This window comes from Bradyrhizobium sp. URHC0002, assembly GCF_054059515.1.
The window spans coordinates 7,270,643-7,286,886 of sequence record NZ_JBSSCF010000001.1 but is presented as its reverse complement, the minus strand read 5'-3'; the positions used below and the strand labels follow the sequence as shown (position 1 = coordinate 7,286,886).

At 61.9% G+C, this 16,244-nt stretch carries 12 protein-coding genes; 5 read left to right on the top strand and 7 right to left on the bottom strand.

Annotated features, from left to right (window positions below):
- Window positions 1-23: 23 nt before the first annotated feature.
- From ACVWVY_RS35450 to ACVWVY_RS35440, 3 genes are all read left to right on the top strand, one after another.
- Window positions 24-3,146, top strand: coding sequence for an efflux RND transporter permease subunit (locus tag ACVWVY_RS35450; protein ID WP_456630738.1), 3,123 nt, complete (start codon window positions 24-26; stop codon window positions 3,144-3,146).
- A 104-nt stretch (window positions 3,147-3,250) separates the two neighbouring features.
- Window positions 3,251-4,726 carry a hypothetical protein gene (locus ACVWVY_RS35445; RefSeq protein ID WP_456630737.1) on the top strand — a complete coding sequence of 492 codons (1,476 nt, stop codon included), beginning with the start codon at window positions 3,251-3,253 and terminating at the stop codon, window positions 4,724-4,726.
- Between the two features lie 15 nt (window positions 4,727-4,741).
- Window positions 4,742-5,650, top strand: a complete 909-nt coding sequence (locus ACVWVY_RS35440) for a methylenetetrahydrofolate reductase (RefSeq protein ID WP_456630736.1) — start codon at window positions 4,742-4,744, stop codon at window positions 5,648-5,650.
- Here the strand turns inward: ACVWVY_RS35440 and ACVWVY_RS35435 are convergent.
- Together ACVWVY_RS35435 and ACVWVY_RS35430 are read right to left on the bottom strand one after the other, a co-directional pair.
- Window positions 5,638-6,603 carry an amidohydrolase family protein gene (locus ACVWVY_RS35435; protein ID WP_456630735.1) on the bottom strand — a complete coding sequence of 322 codons (966 nt, stop codon included), beginning with the start codon at window positions 6,601-6,603 and terminating at the stop codon, window positions 5,638-5,640. The two genes, ACVWVY_RS35440 and ACVWVY_RS35435, sit on opposite strands and share 13 nt — an antisense overlap.
- A gap of 176 nt (window positions 6,604-6,779) precedes the next feature.
- Window positions 6,780-8,666, bottom strand: coding sequence for a phosphorylase family protein (locus ACVWVY_RS35430; RefSeq protein ID WP_456630734.1), 1,887 nt, complete (start codon window positions 8,664-8,666; stop codon window positions 6,780-6,782).
- 111 nt (window positions 8,667-8,777) lie between these two features.
- On the opposite strand from ACVWVY_RS35430, the gene ACVWVY_RS35425 reads away from it, so the two are divergent.
- Both ACVWVY_RS35425 and ACVWVY_RS35420 read left to right on the top strand, forming a co-directional pair.
- Entirely contained in the window at window positions 8,778-10,376 is a 1,599-nt protein-coding gene (locus tag ACVWVY_RS35425; protein ID WP_456630733.1) for an FAD-binding oxidoreductase, read from the top strand.
- A 489-nt stretch (window positions 10,377-10,865) separates the two neighbouring features.
- Window positions 10,866-11,318, top strand: coding sequence for an ester cyclase (locus ACVWVY_RS35420; RefSeq protein ID WP_456630732.1), 453 nt, complete (start codon window positions 10,866-10,868; stop codon window positions 11,316-11,318).
- Between the two features lie 169 nt (window positions 11,319-11,487).
- Here the strand turns inward: ACVWVY_RS35420 and ACVWVY_RS35415 are convergent, their stop codons facing one another.
- The 5 genes from ACVWVY_RS35415 to ACVWVY_RS35395 form a co-directional block, all read right to left on the bottom strand.
- Complete coding sequence (locus tag ACVWVY_RS35415; protein WP_456630731.1) at window positions 11,488-11,853, bottom strand: hypothetical protein; 366 nt, start codon at window positions 11,851-11,853, stop codon at window positions 11,488-11,490.
- Window positions 11,843-12,943, bottom strand: a complete 1,101-nt coding sequence (locus ACVWVY_RS35410; RefSeq protein WP_456630730.1) for a hypothetical protein — start codon at window positions 12,941-12,943, stop codon at window positions 11,843-11,845. The genes ACVWVY_RS35415 and ACVWVY_RS35410 overlap by 11 nt, the downstream gene beginning before the upstream one ends.
- Window positions 12,936-13,358: a hypothetical protein gene (locus ACVWVY_RS35405; protein ID WP_456630729.1), complete on the bottom strand. Its 423-nt coding sequence runs from the start codon at window positions 13,356-13,358 to the stop codon at window positions 12,936-12,938. The genes ACVWVY_RS35410 and ACVWVY_RS35405 overlap by 8 nt, the downstream gene beginning before the upstream one ends.
- A gap of 44 nt (window positions 13,359-13,402) precedes the next feature.
- Window positions 13,403-14,374, bottom strand: coding sequence for an alpha/beta fold hydrolase (locus ACVWVY_RS35400; protein ID WP_456630728.1), 972 nt, complete (start codon window positions 14,372-14,374; stop codon window positions 13,403-13,405).
- A gap of 128 nt (window positions 14,375-14,502) precedes the next feature.
- A complete protein-coding gene (locus ACVWVY_RS35395) occupies window positions 14,503-15,918 on the bottom strand; it encodes a TolC family outer membrane protein (RefSeq protein WP_456630727.1) in 1,416 nt (471 codons plus the stop codon).
- Window positions 15,919-16,244: the final 326 nt, after the last annotated feature.

The window sequence follows — 16,244 nt, the reverse complement described above, 5'->3', positions numbered from 1 at the left end:
CCTCACTGAAAGCTCCGATCTGAATGGATCGCCTGGTCGCCCTAGCAGTCAGCCGCCGCTATTTAATGGTGGCCATGTTTGTCGCCGTGTTCGTTGGCGGCCTGATCGCGTTCGGGCAACTCAACATCGAGGCCTATCCAGATCCGACCCCGCCGATGGTCGACATCGTGACGCAAAGCCCGGGCCTATCGTCGGAAGAGATCGAACGCTACATCACGATCCCGATCGAGACCCAGGTCGCCGGCATCAAGAACCTGCGCACCATCCGCACCATCTCGCTGTACGGATTGTCCGACGTCAAACTGCAATTCTCCTTCGATTACACCTATGAGGAAGCGCTGCAGCAGGTCTTGAACCGCCTGTCGCAGCTCACACCCCTTCCGGGCAACGTGCAGCCGGGCATTTCGCCGCTGAGCCCGACCGGCGAGATTTTTCGTTACCGCCTGAAAGGCCCCCCGAATTACAGCGTGCTCGACCTCAAGACGCTGCAGGACTGGGTATTGCAGCGCCGTTTCCGCGCCGTACCCGGTGTGATCGACGTCACCGGCTGGGGCGGCAAGACCAAGACCTATGAGCTGCAGGTCGATTTCAACAAGCTGGTCGCCAACGGGCTGACGCTGCCGCAGGTGCTGCAGGCCGTCGGCAACGCAAACATCAATGTCGGCGGCAACACCGTCAATATCGGCGCGCAATCCGCCGTGGTGCGCGGCGTCGGCCTGATCCGCTCGATCGACGACCTCAACAACACCATGGTATCTCAGTCGGGCGGCAATCCGGTGCTGGTCAAGGATATCGCCAGCGTCACCGTCGGCGAGAAGCCGCGGCTCGGCATCGCCGGGATCGACCAGGACGACGACATCGTTCAGGGCATAGTGCTAATGCGGCGCGGCGAAAAGAGCTCGCCGACCATTGCCCGCGTCGAACAGCTTGTCCACAACATCAATAATTCCAGCATCCTGCCGCCCGGCGTGAAGATCGAGCGGATCTACGACCGCAAGGATCTGATCGACATCACCACCCACACGGTGCTGCACAACATGGTGGTCGGAATCATCCTGATCGTGCTGCTGCAATGGCTGTTCCTCGGCGACCTCCGCAGCGCGCTGATCGTCGGCGCGACGATTCCGTTCGCGCTGTTTTTCGCCGTCATCATCCTGGTGCTGCGGGGCGAATCCGCCAATCTGCTGTCGGTCGGCGCGATCGATTTCGGCCTGATCGTCGATGCCACCGTGATCATGGTGGAGGCGATCTTCCGGCGGCTGTCGCAGACCACCGCACTGTCGGAAGCCGAGCGGAGCCACATCTCCTTCGACACCACGATGGGGATGAAGACCCACGCGATCATGTCGGCGTCCGCCGACGTGTCGCGCTCGATCTTCTTCGCTGCCGCCATCATCATCGCAGCCTTCCTGCCGCTGTTCACGCTGAGCGGTGTCGAAGGCAACATCTTCGGGCCGATGGCGCGGACGTATGCCTATGCCTTGGCGGGCGGACTGCTCGCGACCTTTACCGTGACGCCCGCCCTGAGCGCGATCATCCTGCCCGCGCATCTGGATGAAGCCGAAACCTGGATCGTCAAAAAGCTCGACCGGCTTTACGTGCCGGTGCTGAACTGGGCGATTGCGAACCGGAAGATCGTCATGACCGGCGCGGCGGCTCTTGTGGTGATGACCATCGTGTTTGCGCGGCTCCTCGGGCTGGAATTCCTGCCCAAGCTGGAAGAAGGTAATCTGTGGATCCGCGCCACGCTGCCGCCGACCATCTCGCTGCAGGAGGGCAACGCCTACGTCAACGAGATGCGCAGGATGATCCGCGCCCGTCCCGAAGTGGAATCGGTGGTGTCGCAGCACGGACGCCCCGACGACGGCACCGACGCCGCCGGCCTCTTCAACGCCGAATTCTTCGCTCCCTTAAAGCCCAACAGCGAATGGCCCGGCACCCGCGACAAGGACGAACTGACCGCGGAATTGCTGGGGCAGTTGCAGGACAAGTTCCCGGGCGTCGAATTCAACTTCTCGCAATATCTGCAGGACAACGTCTCGGAGGCGGTGTCGGGCGTCAAGGGTGAGAACTCGATCAAGCTCTACGGCAACGATCTGCAGGCGCTGACGGATACGGCCAACAAGATCAAATCCGTGCTCGGCACCGTGCAGGGCGTCACCGATCTTGCGGTGTTCACCTCACTCGGCCAGCCGACCGTCCAGATCGATATCGACCGGGCGCGTGCGGCGCGCTATGGCCTGTCACCCGGCGATATCAACGCCACCATCAAGGTCGCGGTCGGCGGCGACAGCGCCGGCGATCTCTATGAGCCCGGCAGCGACCGGCATTTCCCGATCATCGTTCGCCTCGCTCCCGAATACCGCAAGAGCGCGGAGGCGATCCATAACTTAAGGATCGGCGTGGCCGGGCAGGGCGGCGCGATCACGCAGATTCCGCTCAGCGAGGTTGCCTCGATCAACCTGATCTCGGGCGCCGCCTACATCTACCGCGAACAGCAGGAACGCTATCTGCCGATCAAGTTCTCGGTCCGTAACCGCGACCTCGGCAGCGCGATCCAGGAAGCGCAGGAAAAGGTCGCCGCCCAGGTCGAACTGCCACCGGGGTCGCGGGTCGAATGGGTCGGTGAATTCGGCAATCTGCAGGACGCCATCAAGCGGCTGTCGATCGTGGTGCCGATCAGTCTCGCGCTGATCGGCGTGTTGTTGTTTCTCAATTTCGGCTCGATGGTCGACACGCTGCTCGCCATGAGCGTGATCCCGATGGCGATCTTCGGCGGCGTGCTCGGTCTGTTGATCACGGGCATCCCGTTCAGCGTGTCGGCGGCGATCGGCTTCATCGCGCTGTTCGGCATCGCGGTGATGGACGGCATCATCATCCTGTCGCAGTACAACCAGCTCATCGACGAAGGCTATGAGCGCATGCGCGCGGTGGTCCGTACCGGGGAGCTGCAACTGCGGCCGGTGCTGATGACCTGCGTGGTGGCCGGCGTCGGATTGCTGCCGGCGGCGCTCTCGGAGGGGATCGGTTCGCAGGTGCAAAAGCCGCTGGCGGTCGTGGTGGTGACCGGCATGATGCTGGCGCCGATTGTTATCCTCGTGACGCTGCCGGTGCTGATCTCGGTGTTCTCGCGCCGGGCGCGGTAATGCGTTGTGGGCACACGCCCATGTTTCTTGCCCACTCGGTTTGTGGTTGACGCGATCCGGCGGCCGTCCCTTGATACCGGCAGGGACAACCGCAGGAGCAAGCCATGCGGATCGAGGAAAGCCAAGGATCGAACGAAGGATCGAACGGCGGGCAGAACGGCCACGCGCAGCCGGCGAAAGCAGCGCCCACCGCCGAGCAGATTCTCGGCGAAATCCGCGACTATTGCCGCGAAACCCGCACGGCCGAATCCACCTTCGGGCGGCTGGTGGTCAATGACGGCAAGCTGGTATCGCGGTTGCGCGACGGCGCCAGGATCACGACCGGCACACTCGACAAGGTCCGCGCGTATCTCGCCGAGCATCAACCCGCTTCGACCGCAACGGCAGGCCAACCGTCACCGGCCGCCAAACCGCTGAACGGCGCGGCCGCTGCGGCCACCGCCAACGCCGTCGCGCCGCCGGGCTTCCGATTCTTCGACAACCGCCAGAAATACCTGCTGTTCGTCTCCACCTGCAGCGAGAAGACCGAGGTCGGCAACCGCATCTCGCTCGAACTCGGCAATCTGCAGCCGGCGCCGCCGGCGCTTCGCATCTTCGATGCCGGCGTCGGCGACGGCACCGTGCTGTCGCGGGTGATGCGGGCGGTGCATGCGCGCTTCCCCACCATGCCGCTCTATGTCGTGGCGAAGGAGATCAGCTACGAAGACGTCCGCCTGATGCTGGAGAAGATGGCGGATCGCCTGTTCGAGCATCCCGCCACCGTGCTGGTCGTGACCAACCTCTATTACGCCGAGGCGCCCTGGCTGACGCCACGTTCGGTAACATCAGCCCAAGGCCTGATCTGGAAAGATGTCACGCTGACCGGCAACACCGCGCACGGCTTCGCCGAGCAGATCGGCGAGCTCGAAGGCTTCCTTGCCGAGAACTGGCGCGCGGGCATCAGCCCGACCACGGGCAATCCGGTCTATCAGCGTCCGGTGATCCTGACGCTGCGGCGCGAGGATCACTCATTCCTGCTTGACCCGATCATGCCGCGGCCCGGCCGGGTGATGGCGGATTACGATCTGGTCATCGCCTCACAGCCCTACCGGGCGCGGGCAAGCGTGGAGTTCAAGGCTTCAAAAGTGTTGACGCCGCTGGTCAAGTCGCTCCGGCCGGGCGGGCGGCTGATCGGCATCCATTCACACGGCAAGGATCCCGGCATCGAAATCATCGACCAGGTCTGGCCGGGAGATGATCCCTTCAAGACCGACCGCTACGCCATCCTGCGCCAGGTCAAGCACGAGCTCGGCGCGGCGGCCCGGCACTACAATTTCAACGCCTCCTCCGACGCGCGCTCGATCTTCCGCTATCGCATGCACACGCTGCCGGACGAAGTCAGTGGACCGATCGGCACCTCGACGCTGTTTGCGGCCTGGAACGCCGCGATCTACGTGGCGCAGATCGAGGACAACAGGCTGTCGGAAGTGGTCCGCGACGGGCGCTACCTCGAAGCCACCGACCGCGTTCTGAAGAAGCATGGCGGCCTGTGGTTCAACGACGAAACCTACGTGATCTCGCGCCGCCGCACACCGGCCTGACAAGGGGAGGCGTCCGTGACCGTCTCGGAGCACGCATCCACCAAACTGGCCGCGCTGCTGCCCTCGGCTTCAGTCGAGGTCTCCTCGCGCGGGCATCAGATCGCAGAATTGCGCGAGCATTTCGCTGATGGCACCGACGTCACCATCACGTTCCTGCCCGGCGACAATTATCGTCACAATATCGAAACGGCCGCTGCATTGCGCTGCGCCGGCTTCAACCCGGTACCGCACATCGCGGCGCGCGAAATGCCGTCGCGGGAAGCACTCGATGATTTCCTGGCGCGGGCACGGGGCGAAGCTAACGTCACGCGCATCCTCCTGATCGCGGGCGACGTCGCCGCAACAAAAGGTCCGTTCAGATCGGCACGCGATGTCTGCGCCAGCGGATTGATCGAGGCGCACGGGATCACGTCCGTCAGCGTGGCCGGTCATCCCGAGGGCCATCCGTTCCTCGAACTGCCTGACGCGCTGAAGGGGCTGGGAGGCTGGCGCGACTGGGGGCGGCGGACAGGAACGCGCGTCGATGTCGTCACGCAATTCTGCTTCGAGAGCACGCCGATCCTGCAATGGATGGCTGAACTCGATCGAGCCGGCATTGACCTTCCCGTGATCGTTGGTCTTGCCGGTCCTGCGACCCCGGCAACGCTGACAAAATTTGCGCTCCGCTGCGGCATCGGCAATTCCATGCGCGCGCTGCGGGCCCAGATCGGCCGGTTCGGTCGCCTGCTGACGGATACCGGGCCTGACGATGTCGTCAAGGGATTGCGCTGCGCGCCTGCGGCCGCAACGGCTTCGATCGCGGGATTTCACCTGTTCCCGTTCGGCGGCCTGCGCAAGGCCGGCAACTGGCTGCGGACTTACGACCGCGACCCGCTCGGACGTGAGCGGGCCGCGATGTCGAGCGCCGGGCTTCAGAACCCGTAAAGCTGCGCCGGGTTGTCGACCAGGATCTTCTTGCGGATCGCCGCATCCGGCGCCCACACCGGCAGCTGGTTCAAAAGCCGCCCGTCTTCGATCTGGAACAGCGGCGTGACGTCAGAGATCTGCTTGCCGGCTGGTGTAACCGAATCCGGATGCGGCCAGTCGGTGCCCCAGACGATGCGGTCGGGATTGGCCGCGATCAGCGACTGGGCGAGCGCGATACAGTCGGCATAATCTGGGCCGACCTTCGAGGCGCGATAGGCGCCGGAAATCTTCACATAGGCCTTGCCCGCCTTGACGAGATCCACGAGGTCGGCAAAGCCGGGCTGCTCGACGCCAAGCGCCGCCTGTGCGCCGCCGAAGTGATCGAATACGACCGGCACCGGTGAGGCCATGATCAGATCCTTGACCGCCGTTATCATCGGCATGTTGGTATAGATCTGCACGTGCCAGCCGCGTGCTTTCATGCGCTCGACGGCGGTCGTGAAGCGTGGCCGGGCGATGTTCGGATCGTTGACGCCGCCGGTTGCGAGGTTGAGGCGGACGCCGCGAATGCCGGCCTTGCCCATCAGATCGAGATCGCTCTCCGACGTCTTGTCGTCGATCACGGCGACCCCGCGCGCGGTCGGTCCCCGCGCCGCCATGCCGAACAGCGTGGCGGAGTTGTCGGGGCCGTAGATCGAGGGTGTGACGATCACCACGCGCTCCATATGCAGCGCCTTGTGCAGGGCAGTCATTTCCTCCGGCGAAGCCAGTTCGGGCGTATAGACGCGGCCGGCGAAGAACGGGAATTTCGCAGGGTCCGGATGGATATGGGTGTGGCAGTCGCAGGCGCCGGCGGGCACGTCGAAATTCACCGGCGTCGCCGGCTGCGCCGCTTTGGCGGAGGCGGTCTTGTTGTTCATGATCACTCCGGCTGCGATGGAGGCAAGCATCATACTGCGTCGCGTCAGCATTGGTGTTCTCCCTGGATAATGTTGTTGATTGTTGATGTCCGGACGGGCTGTGGCGCCCATCTACTTCAGCGTTCCTCCTCGGCGCCGGGCATTGTTTCGCCTGCGGTGCGGCCGGCAGACTATCGGGAGAAGCAAGGCGCGGGAAGGGCGCTCTTCCTGCAGGAATGGCTTGGCCGTCAATCGTGTGGCGAACCGTCTGGACCCTTTTGATCGAGTAGCTGAATAAAGTTGTCGTCTTCCAACAGAAGCATGAGGAATCTTCCTGCATTTCGCATGCACGCTCTGCGTAATGTTGTGCCCAACGAGTGCTCCAACCCTTCCTTTTGTTCGTCTCCCCGATCAGAGATGCCTCGCAATACGAGAAGCTTCGGCGAAGGACGAATTGCTCGATCGGCACAGATTTGCCGGTACGCTATGGCGGCACCTCCCGCTTCCATGTCAGCTGCGCTGCATCCGCGGTCAACGAGAGCGTCACCAAACTCACGTGAAGCCGCCAGGAACTCTCCGGTCGCCAGCCTGACCGAATGTGCCGTGGGGCGTAGCGCGATCTTGAATTTGTTGGGATCAAGCGTGTCGCCAAATGGAGGCTTTTCCAGCGTCGCTTTTAGTTCGGCCTCGCAATCATCCCTCCAAATTTCCTTTGCTGCCGAAAGTCGCCTGTTTTTCGTAGCGAACTCCACAAGATCGGAGCTCTCGGCGATCGCCGGATCTGTCCTCAATGAAACGATATCGCTCAGCTTCGTTTCGCCTGAAGCCTTCTGCTCCAACTGAATGCGCGAGCGATGAAAGTACAGATCGATTTCGCGAGCGACGACAACGTCGCAGATCCTGACATCGCCATCCGGTCCGGTAAAGCCGGCCGCTATCCCCAGTACTGCTACTAGTTTGGGTGACAAGGCACGAAACAGATCCTCTGTGGCGAGGCCCATCTTCACGAGACCCATATCCGCCACGAAGGTCGCCGCGCAATTCTGGCCGTTACATTTGAAGAGGTAGTAGAATCTGCCTTGTAGATACCTCATTGTGATATCGGCATCGAGCGCCAGCAACAGTTCGGTGAAATATGAGAACTCTTCCTCAAGCGGGACGAGAATGCCGACGTCAATGGATAGGGTTTGAGCTACCGCATTGGCCTGGTGCGGCGCGCTCAGCATGCGGCAAAGAAAGTGGCACGCCGTCTCGAAGGCGTACCGATGAATGGCCTCGGCATTATCCTTTATTACCTTATCGTGCCTTTCATCGCCATATCCGCCGGCTCCGCGAAGCACGATCGTCCGAAGCCATCGGTCGTGGCGATGCGAGTACTCCCACGCCGCTGCAAGCAGGCCGCCGCTCTCCATGTCGATGATGGCCAGCTTTCGATCGCGCGCTCGTAGCCATCGAACTGCTTGCTTTGTCGTGGATACAACTTCGGCGCAGGCAAAATGCACAGCATGAACCCGCGAAGCATCACGCGTCACAATTTCGGTACTGCGGAGGTGTTCTTTGATTGCAGGGCTATTGAGCAGTTCGTGTCGGCTGGGCGATTGTCCTGCTTCGTCCTGGAATGCAAGATAGATCTCCGGATAGGCATATTGCAGGTTGACCGCCAACTGCGCAAACGAGTGTGAAGGACGGAATACCTCGCCGGCGAAAACGATGTTGGTTTGATACTGGCCCTCGTTCTTCTCGATCCGCTCCGCCTTGTCTTTGGTGAGATAGCAGTCCACCTGGGTGGCAATTGCCACGTCTCCCAGTCTCAGATCGTTCGACAGTATGCCGCCAAATCCGATTTGGGCGGCGATGGATGGTTGGAATCGTTCGAGCATGAAGCGCGTCAACATTGCAGTATCGACCAGCCCGATTGGAGTTCGAGCTGCGATCGTCACAAGATTCGTATGCTTCAAGACGAACTTTTGGACCGTTCCTTTGTCGCAAATGGATACGTCAACGGGTTGAGGGGGGTGATCGGTGAGGTGCTGATAGAAAAGCGCGTTGCTGTCACCCAACCGCTCCTGGTCCCAATTCTTTTCAGGAATAATGAGAACGAGGTCGATGTGGTCTGGCCCAGGTGAATCTGACATGTGCCCCTCCATAACCCGATGAACGCTGGCTGGCGTATCGAACCGAGACCTGCTCCGATTTGACTAATCACCCGCTCGCCCGGAATATCCGACATCACCTGGAATCACTTTATGCGAAAATTCTCACAAAAGTTCAAAACCGGCGCGTCGGTGGTTGCCGTGGTCGTCGTGTTGCTGGGCGTTTACAGCTATCGCAAGCTTCAGGCGCTGGCAGCCGATCCCAACGGGGAAAAGGATTGCGGGCCGGCGGTCGGCGGCGGCGAGCAGGCGAAAATCGACCTGGAGCGGATCAAGGCGATTGCGCCGCTCAAGGATGTGAAATGGTCGCAGCTTGGCGGCAGCATCAATGATGCGAGCTGCCTCAACAAGACCGAAATCTACGGCGTGGTCGAGGTGCGCAGCGTCGAGGATATCACGAAAACGCTGGCTTTTGCGCGCGACAACAAGCTCTCCGTCACCACCGCCGGCGTGCGCCACAGCATGGGCGGGCACGCCTTCCGCAAAGGCGGCGTCGTGCTCGACATGCGCGGCTTCAACAAGATCGTGCTCAACGAGAGTTCGCGATCGGTCACCGTGCAGCCGGGCGCGACCTGGCACGACATCCAGAATGTGCTGCATCCGCGCTTTGCGGTCCGCGCCATGCAGTCGACCGATATTTTCAGCGTCGGCGGCTCGATCTCGGTCAACGCCCATGGCATGGACCATCAGGCCGGCGCGCTTGCGAAGTCGATCAAGTCGATGAAGGTGATGCTGGCGGACGGTTCGTTGCAGACGGTATCGGCGACCGAGAACAAGGATCTGTTCAACCTCGTGGTCGGCGGCTACGGCCTGTTCGGCGTCATCGTCGAAGCCGAACTCGATATTGCCGATAACCTGGTCTATCAGACCGGGCGTCGCATGATGGACTACAAGGAATTCCCCGCACTGTTCGCCAAGGAGATCGAGAAGGACGGCAATGTCGGCCTGATGTACGGTCACCTCTCGACCGCGCCAAGCTCGTTCCTGAAGGAATTGCTGCTCTATACCTACACCAAGGTCGACGGCACCGATTTCAAGCGCGAACCGCTCGGCGAGATCTCAGGCACCAAATTGCGGCGGCTCACCATCAACCTGTCAAAGCAGGGACCGCTATTCCAGGAAATGAAGTGGCTGTCGGAAAAGCACATCGAGCACCGGATGGAAAACTGCACGGTGACGCGCGCGCAGGCGATCGGATCGGCGGAGGCCTGTCTCGTCAACCGCAACGACCCGATGCACGATTCGGTGCCTTACTTACGCAACTCGCTGCCCAACGACACCGACATATTGCACGAATACTTCATCCCGCGCAGCCAGTTCGTCTCGTTCGTCGACGGCATGCGCAAGGTGCTGACCGACAACAAGACCAATCTGTTGAATGCGTCGGTGCGCGTCGTCCATCAGGAAAACAATTTCCTGACCTATTCGCCGGAGCCCGCTTTCTCCCTGGTGCTCTACATCAACCAGACCACCGATGACGACGGCAACAAGCGGATGAAGAGGGCGACGGAAGAGCTGATCGACCTCACCATCGCGCACAAGGGCCGGTTTTTCCTGCCTTACCAGCTCTATTATTCGCGCGACCAGTTGCAGCGCTCGTATCCGCAGATCAACGATTTCTTCGCGGCGAAGCGGAAGTATGATCCGAGCGAGCTATTCACCAATACGTTTTATCAGAAGTACGCGTCGTAAGACCTGATACGTCATTGCGAGAGGCCAACGAGCCGCGCATGCCCGTGTGCGATCGGTCTATGTGTGAAACAATCCAGATTTTCTGAAGCTTGGGCGGGGCATCGTAGCGGAGCCGGCGATACCCTGAAATTTACTTCCGCTTTCGGCGGCATACGGACGTGGCCGGACTTGCTACCGACTCGCCCGGTGCGTGAATGACCCAAAGGCGACCTGTGTTGGCGTAGCAGCCGGTCGGAAATCGGGTGGATCGATCTGTGTGAAATCCTATCGTGACAACACACAGATGGGAGCACGACATGCACAAATTTCATTCGATAGCAGCTCCTTGTGGAGACGGTCTCCGACCAGAACTACGAGAGCTGTTCCAGAGGCGGGCGATTGATCCGCACTCTGGGCTCCACATTCGTCATGACGATATGGTCCAAGCCGGTCCAGATCCCGTTCCGAGGCGTTCACTCAAACTAAACATGGAAATACAGGAGTTAGCACATGTCGAAGGAAAGTGAGAACAAGGCGATCGTAGGTCGCTGGTTTACCGGTTTTTGGGGCGAAACCTGCAACCTGAATATTGTGGATGAACTCGCCGCGCCGGATATGCTGTTGCAGTATTCGCTTCACGAGCCACGTCGAGGCCGCGACGAAATCAAGGCCTTCATGATCGACTTTCGCAAGGCGTTTCCCGACCTCAACTTCTGGGGTGCGGCGGACCTGATCGCCGAAGACGATTACGTCGTCGGGCGCTGGGAGGGTGGTGGTACCCATACTGGCCCTGCCTTTCGCGACTTTTTGGCGGGATCACTTCCAGCCAACACCGGACGCAAGATGAGGTTCACCGGAACGACCGTTCTTAAGCTTAAGAACGGCATGATCGTCGAGGAGATCGGGCTTGATGACGGCGTGGCTGCCTTGACGCAACTTGGACTTATGAAGACCGCCGCATAAGCTTGTTCGCACGTAGTCCTATCAGCAACGGGCCGGCCTTCTCGGGGGCCGGCCCGTAATGCCGATAAGGCACCTGCCGACGTCGCCTGTTGGCCCATCGCGTCATTTCGCTGCGCGGCAGATATGAGCTCACGGCCTTGCTCAACGATGGATTGCTTCGCGGAGCCTGTCATCCGGCGGCGCTTCGCGCCGACCGGGCGGCTCGCAATGATGGTGATAGGCCCGTGCAGCCACCGGCCTGTTCGGCGTCCAATACCAGCAACGCGCCCGCCGCATAGAGGCTGGCGACAAAGCCGGCATCGTCGGAACGCGCGATGGTGAAGTAGTCGTTCGAGGCGAGGATGCGGCCGTTGGCCTTGGCGATGGCGGCCAGCGCCTGCGATGGCGGACCGACAACGGCCATCGACTTGCCGGGGGCCGATCCAAAGGTCAGCGCAACGACGACGGCGAGCCAGCCAAACACGACGAGGGCGATGGCGCCGGCGATGCGGCCCAGCGGCAACGCCCGGCTCTGCTGACGCTCGTCAGTAATCATAAAAGTGTTCAATGCTCGCGCCCCTGGCCTTGAGCTCGCGGTTGATATCCACGAGACGGTCGATCCTGGCTTTCAGGCCGGCCCTGCGAAAACCGGGCCGGGCATCCAGCTTCAGCGAAAACAGCTCCGCCGTATCCTTGATGTCGAGTTTGGCGGCATCCGGAGCAATCACGGTAACGAGGATGTCGTGATTGCCGGCGATCTCCGCAAGGCCAATGCCCTGATCCAGCAGGCCCTGCAGGATTTCCGTCAGCGCCTTGTAGCGCGGCGCCTGCACCAGCTGCCATTGCGCGTTGAGCGCCCGGATCGGCTTGATGCGCGGCTCCTTCGCCAGCACCTGCGGCGGCAGCGCAGCGACCACGAACATGATGTCGCGCGGCTCCTCGTCCCCACCGGCGTCGAGCGCCTTCTGGATCAGCGAGGCATAGCCGATCTTGACGAAATATTCCGCGCCGAGCGCGAAGTCGCGTTCCCAGCTGCGCAGATTGCTCGGCGTCGGCGCTGAGATCGCCATCAGGCCGTCGAGCTTTTCGCGAAACGGATATTTGTACCAGGGGACGGTGTAGAGGAATGCGGCATAATCCTGCAACACGGCGCGGCCGAATTCATCCTGCGGTGTGCGCTTCTCACCCCTGATCCATTCGAACACGCGCCCAACGGTGTTCTCATAAAGCCCCTTGATGGCGTATTCGGCGGAGTAGCTGATGCCGATCACGTAGATCATGGTCTTGACCTCCGTGAGCGACTCTGCCGTCGCGGGCACCGCGCGGTTGATGGTGCAGAAGCTCTGCCAGAATCCGAAGATATGGCCGAGATAATTGAAATGGCTTTCGCTGGAGCGGTCGAGGAATCGGCCGAAATCCTCGAAGGAATAGACGATGTACCATTCGGGGAAGGTGAAGAAGGTGTTGTTCAGTTTGCGTCGGTAGCCCGGCTCGTCGATCGCGGGCAAGGTCACGGTCGACGCACTGGCCGCTGCGGCGCCGGAAGAGGGGCGGCACGTCCCCTCGATATAGGCCAGCGGCACAAACACCGACAGCGCGATCAGGATCGCGATGACAGCCAGGATGCACCGCAGCCATTTAAGCATGAACTGTGGACCGCGTCCGCGGCGCCAGCCCATAGCCGATCAGGATCGCCACACCGCCAAGGCCGAGATGCGGGGCATTGGCGAAAAACCGCGTCGAGAGCGGCAGGTTGAGGACACCGTTGATCAGGATGCCGAAGTCGAGATAGCCGCTGCCGGTGAGCAGGCCGAGCACGCCATCGGCAAAGTAGAACACGCCGAACAATTGAAAAAACAATTCCGAGGCGCGGCGCGAGGTCATGGCGGCAGCAGCCGCCCACAGCGCCGAGACCAGATGCAGCCCGTCAGCGTACCAGGTGCGGCGGAACAGGCCGAAGATCATGTCATTGGCGTCGATGAAAGCCGGAATGTAGCCGGTGAGGATCACGAAGCCGAGCAGGGCGGCATAGCCCCAGGCGCACAATCTGATGATGTCCATGATGTCTCCGGCGTGGTCGAGGACGTGTCGAATCTCTGCCCAGTCTAGAATTTTCCAAGTGTCTTGAGCAGGGCGTCGTTGAACATGCCGGGGTCTTCGATTTGCGGAATGTGACCGAGCCCCGGCAGCAGCGTCAGGCTCGTCTCCGGCGGAAGCAGCGTTCTGAGATCAAGGGCTTGATCGACCGGCGTAATGTCGTCCTTGTCGCCCCACAGGATCGCGACGGGGACTTCCAGCTTCGCATAGGCGTTACGGTCCGCGCTCGCGGCATCGGTGTCGGTGCCGAGGAAATAATATAGCCAGTTGGCGATATCGCTCGTGCTGTCGCGCTGCGTCAGCGGCCTTTGCAGAATCGCGACATATTCCGGCAGCGCGCGCTCCTTCTTCGCGATCAGCGATTTGAGCAGCATTTCCGTCGCCACGGGGTTGGTGATGGTCAGCGACACCAGAATTTCCCGAATCCATTGCGGCTGGATCACCCAGGGGGCGGCTGACGGCGCTGCCGTCAATCCGAGTGCCGCATCGACCAGCACCAATGCGCGCGCACGATCCGGATATCGCATCGCAAGTTCGGTCGCTGCACCAGCGCCGAAGGAGTGACCGACGATGATGGCGGGCTCAGCCTTCAGCGCATCAAGCACGTCGTTGATCCGGTCGGCCTGGTCCTGCCGTGTGTAACTGCCGGGACGGTCCGAGAATCCAAACGGCGGGAGATCGAGGGCGATCACATGAAAGCCTGCGGCGGCCAGCGCGTCGCTGGTATGCCGCCATAGCTCGCTCCACGCCGCCGTGCCGTGAAACAGCACCACGGGAATGCCGTCCTCCGGACCCTTCTCCTGTACGAACACGCCGCCTGAACGCGTCGGCACCAGGTGGCCGGTCCGCGGCGCCAGTTGGGTCCGCGCGCCGGTTTCCCGGATCGACGCTGCGAGGCGGAACGAGGTAATCACAAGGATTACGGACAGGAGCAGGACCAACAAGCCGTTGCCCGACCAGCGCAGAATGTTTGAAACCACGAGGCCTCGCAAACGATCGGTCAAAACGGAGGGCGGAAACGAATCGAGTTTTAGGCAAACGCGGCTTACTGGCGACTGAAACTACCAGACATGATCAGCGTCCGGTTAACACCGGGAGAAAATACAACCTACTGTCCCGACGGCGTCCGCAGGCCGTGCCAGGCGTCGCGCACCTGATGGTAGTGCACTTCCGGCAGATAATCCGGCGTGTTGAGGCCGAGGTTCTTGACGTCGAGCCGGCCGATCGCGCTGAGCAGGGTGTAGGAGGCGATCACCCGGTCGCGCTGCGCGCCGATCAGCCGGGCCTTGGCCAATATCAGGTCTTGTTGCGCGTTCAGGACGTCGACGGTGGTACGCTGGCCGCCGGCCGCCTCCCGCTGCACGCCCTGCAGGGCGACGGTGGCGGCGCGGACTTCGGCTTCGGATGCGGTGACCGCTATCTTGGCGCCTTCATTGGCAACCCAGGCGGCGACTGCGGCGGTGCGGGACTGATTGCGGACCTGGTCCAGCACCAGCCGGCTTTGGCTGGCGACCTCCTTGGCCTGCCGGGTCTGCGAGGCAGCCATGCCGCCGTCATAGATCGGCTGGGTGAGCTGGCCGGTCACCGAGGCCTGGTCGGTCCCTGCGCTGCTGAGGGTAGGATCGGACTGCCTGCTGCGGCTGGCGCTGCCTTGCAACGTGATGGTCGGCATCAGGCTGCTTTCGGCGACGCGGATCGAAGTCGACGCGACGTCGAAGTCGAAGCTGGCCGCCATCACCGCCGGATGCTCGCGGAAGGCAAGACCGGTGGCGTCATCGCGGCTGCGCGGCAGCAGGCGGTCGACGGTTTCGGCGGGGCGGAGCAGGGTGGGCGCGTTGCCGATCACCTGGCTATAGGTCGCCTGGCTGACGGCGAGGTTGACCTCGGCGGCGTTCAGGTCGGCGCGGCCCCGGCTCAGGCGTGCCTCGGCCTGCGCGGTATCGGTGGGCGTGACGTCGCCGGCATTGAGACGCTTCTGGGTGATGCCGAGCGTTTCCTGCAGGAAGGCCACGTTGGAGCGCTGCGCGTCGACCAGCGACTGGTTGGCGAGCACGTTGGTGTAGACGGTGACGGCGTCGAGCAGCACGCCCTGGCCGACGTTGCGCAGGGCTTCACGGCCGGACTGCACCTGCAGCTCTGCCACGCGGACGCTGTTGGCAGTCTTGAAACCGTTGAACAACGTCTGGGACACGGTCACGCCGATGGTCCAGGGCTTCAGGTTCGCCGACTGGACGGTATTGTCGGGCAACAGGTTGCGCACCGCCTGAAAGCCGGCGGAGAGCGTAGCGACGATCTGCGGCCGATAACCCGAAAGAGCCTGCGGCACGTTCTCGTCGGTGGCGCGCTGGCGGGCACGTTCGGCATTGAGCGCGGGGTTGGTCTGGTAGGCCTTGGTCAGCGCCTCGGGGAGGTTTTCGCCATGCGCAGCCGGCGCCGCCAACGCAAAGCAAGCCGCCGCAAGGCAAATGCCCGATCGAAGCAACCGCCTTTCAACGTGGCCAAACCTGGTGGCACGCCCAGCCATTTGATCCCGTAGCCAACACACGAACGTGATAACCCTGCTTCGAGCCATCCCGCTCTATCTGCTTGTTTGAGCATGATCTTCAGGGAATGCCGGTACCCGTCATTCCGGATCATGCGTCGCTTGTCCGCCCCCGCCGACAGTCGCGCCTCGTCTACCTGTTTAGGGGGCGTCGGCGCCACAGGCAAACTGCCGCGCGACATCAGTACATTGATTCGGTGAAATCAGCGCTCGGCTGTTGCCGGTTCGTCACAGACGAAGTCCGGCGGCAAATACGCTATAGCTTCACTGGCTGGCGTCCGATTCAGGGCGGTTGGCTCCCCAGCGAT

Bases quoted from the DNA above. Each gene is read 5' to 3' on its own strand.
- ACVWVY_RS35395 (WP_456630727.1), bottom strand. From the start codon at position 15,918: ATGGCTGGGCGTGCCACCAGGTTTGGCCACGTTGAAAGGCGGTTGCTT.
- ACVWVY_RS35445 (WP_456630737.1), top strand. From the start codon at position 3,251: ATGCGGATCGAGGAAAGCCAAGGATCGAACGAAGGATCGAACGGCGGG.
- ACVWVY_RS35420 (WP_456630732.1), top strand. From the start codon at position 10,866: ATGTCGAAGGAAAGTGAGAACAAGGCGATCGTAGGTCGCTGGTTTACC.
- ACVWVY_RS35410 (WP_456630730.1), bottom strand. From the start codon at position 12,943: ATGCTTAAATGGCTGCGGTGCATCCTGGCTGTCATCGCGATCCTGATC.
- ACVWVY_RS35435 (WP_456630735.1), bottom strand. From the start codon at position 6,603: ATGCTGACGCGACGCAGTATGATGCTTGCCTCCATCGCAGCCGGAGTG.
- ACVWVY_RS35425 (WP_456630733.1), top strand. From the start codon at position 8,778: ATGCGAAAATTCTCACAAAAGTTCAAAACCGGCGCGTCGGTGGTTGCC.
- ACVWVY_RS35405 (WP_456630729.1), bottom strand. From the start codon at position 13,358: ATGGACATCATCAGATTGTGCGCCTGGGGCTATGCCGCCCTGCTCGGC.
- ACVWVY_RS35430 (WP_456630734.1), bottom strand. From the start codon at position 8,666: ATGTCAGATTCACCTGGGCCAGACCACATCGACCTCGTTCTCATTATT.
- ACVWVY_RS35450 (WP_456630738.1), top strand. From the start codon at position 24: ATGGATCGCCTGGTCGCCCTAGCAGTCAGCCGCCGCTATTTAATGGTG.
- ACVWVY_RS35415 (WP_456630731.1), bottom strand. From the start codon at position 11,853: ATGATTACTGACGAGCGTCAGCAGAGCCGGGCGTTGCCGCTGGGCCGC.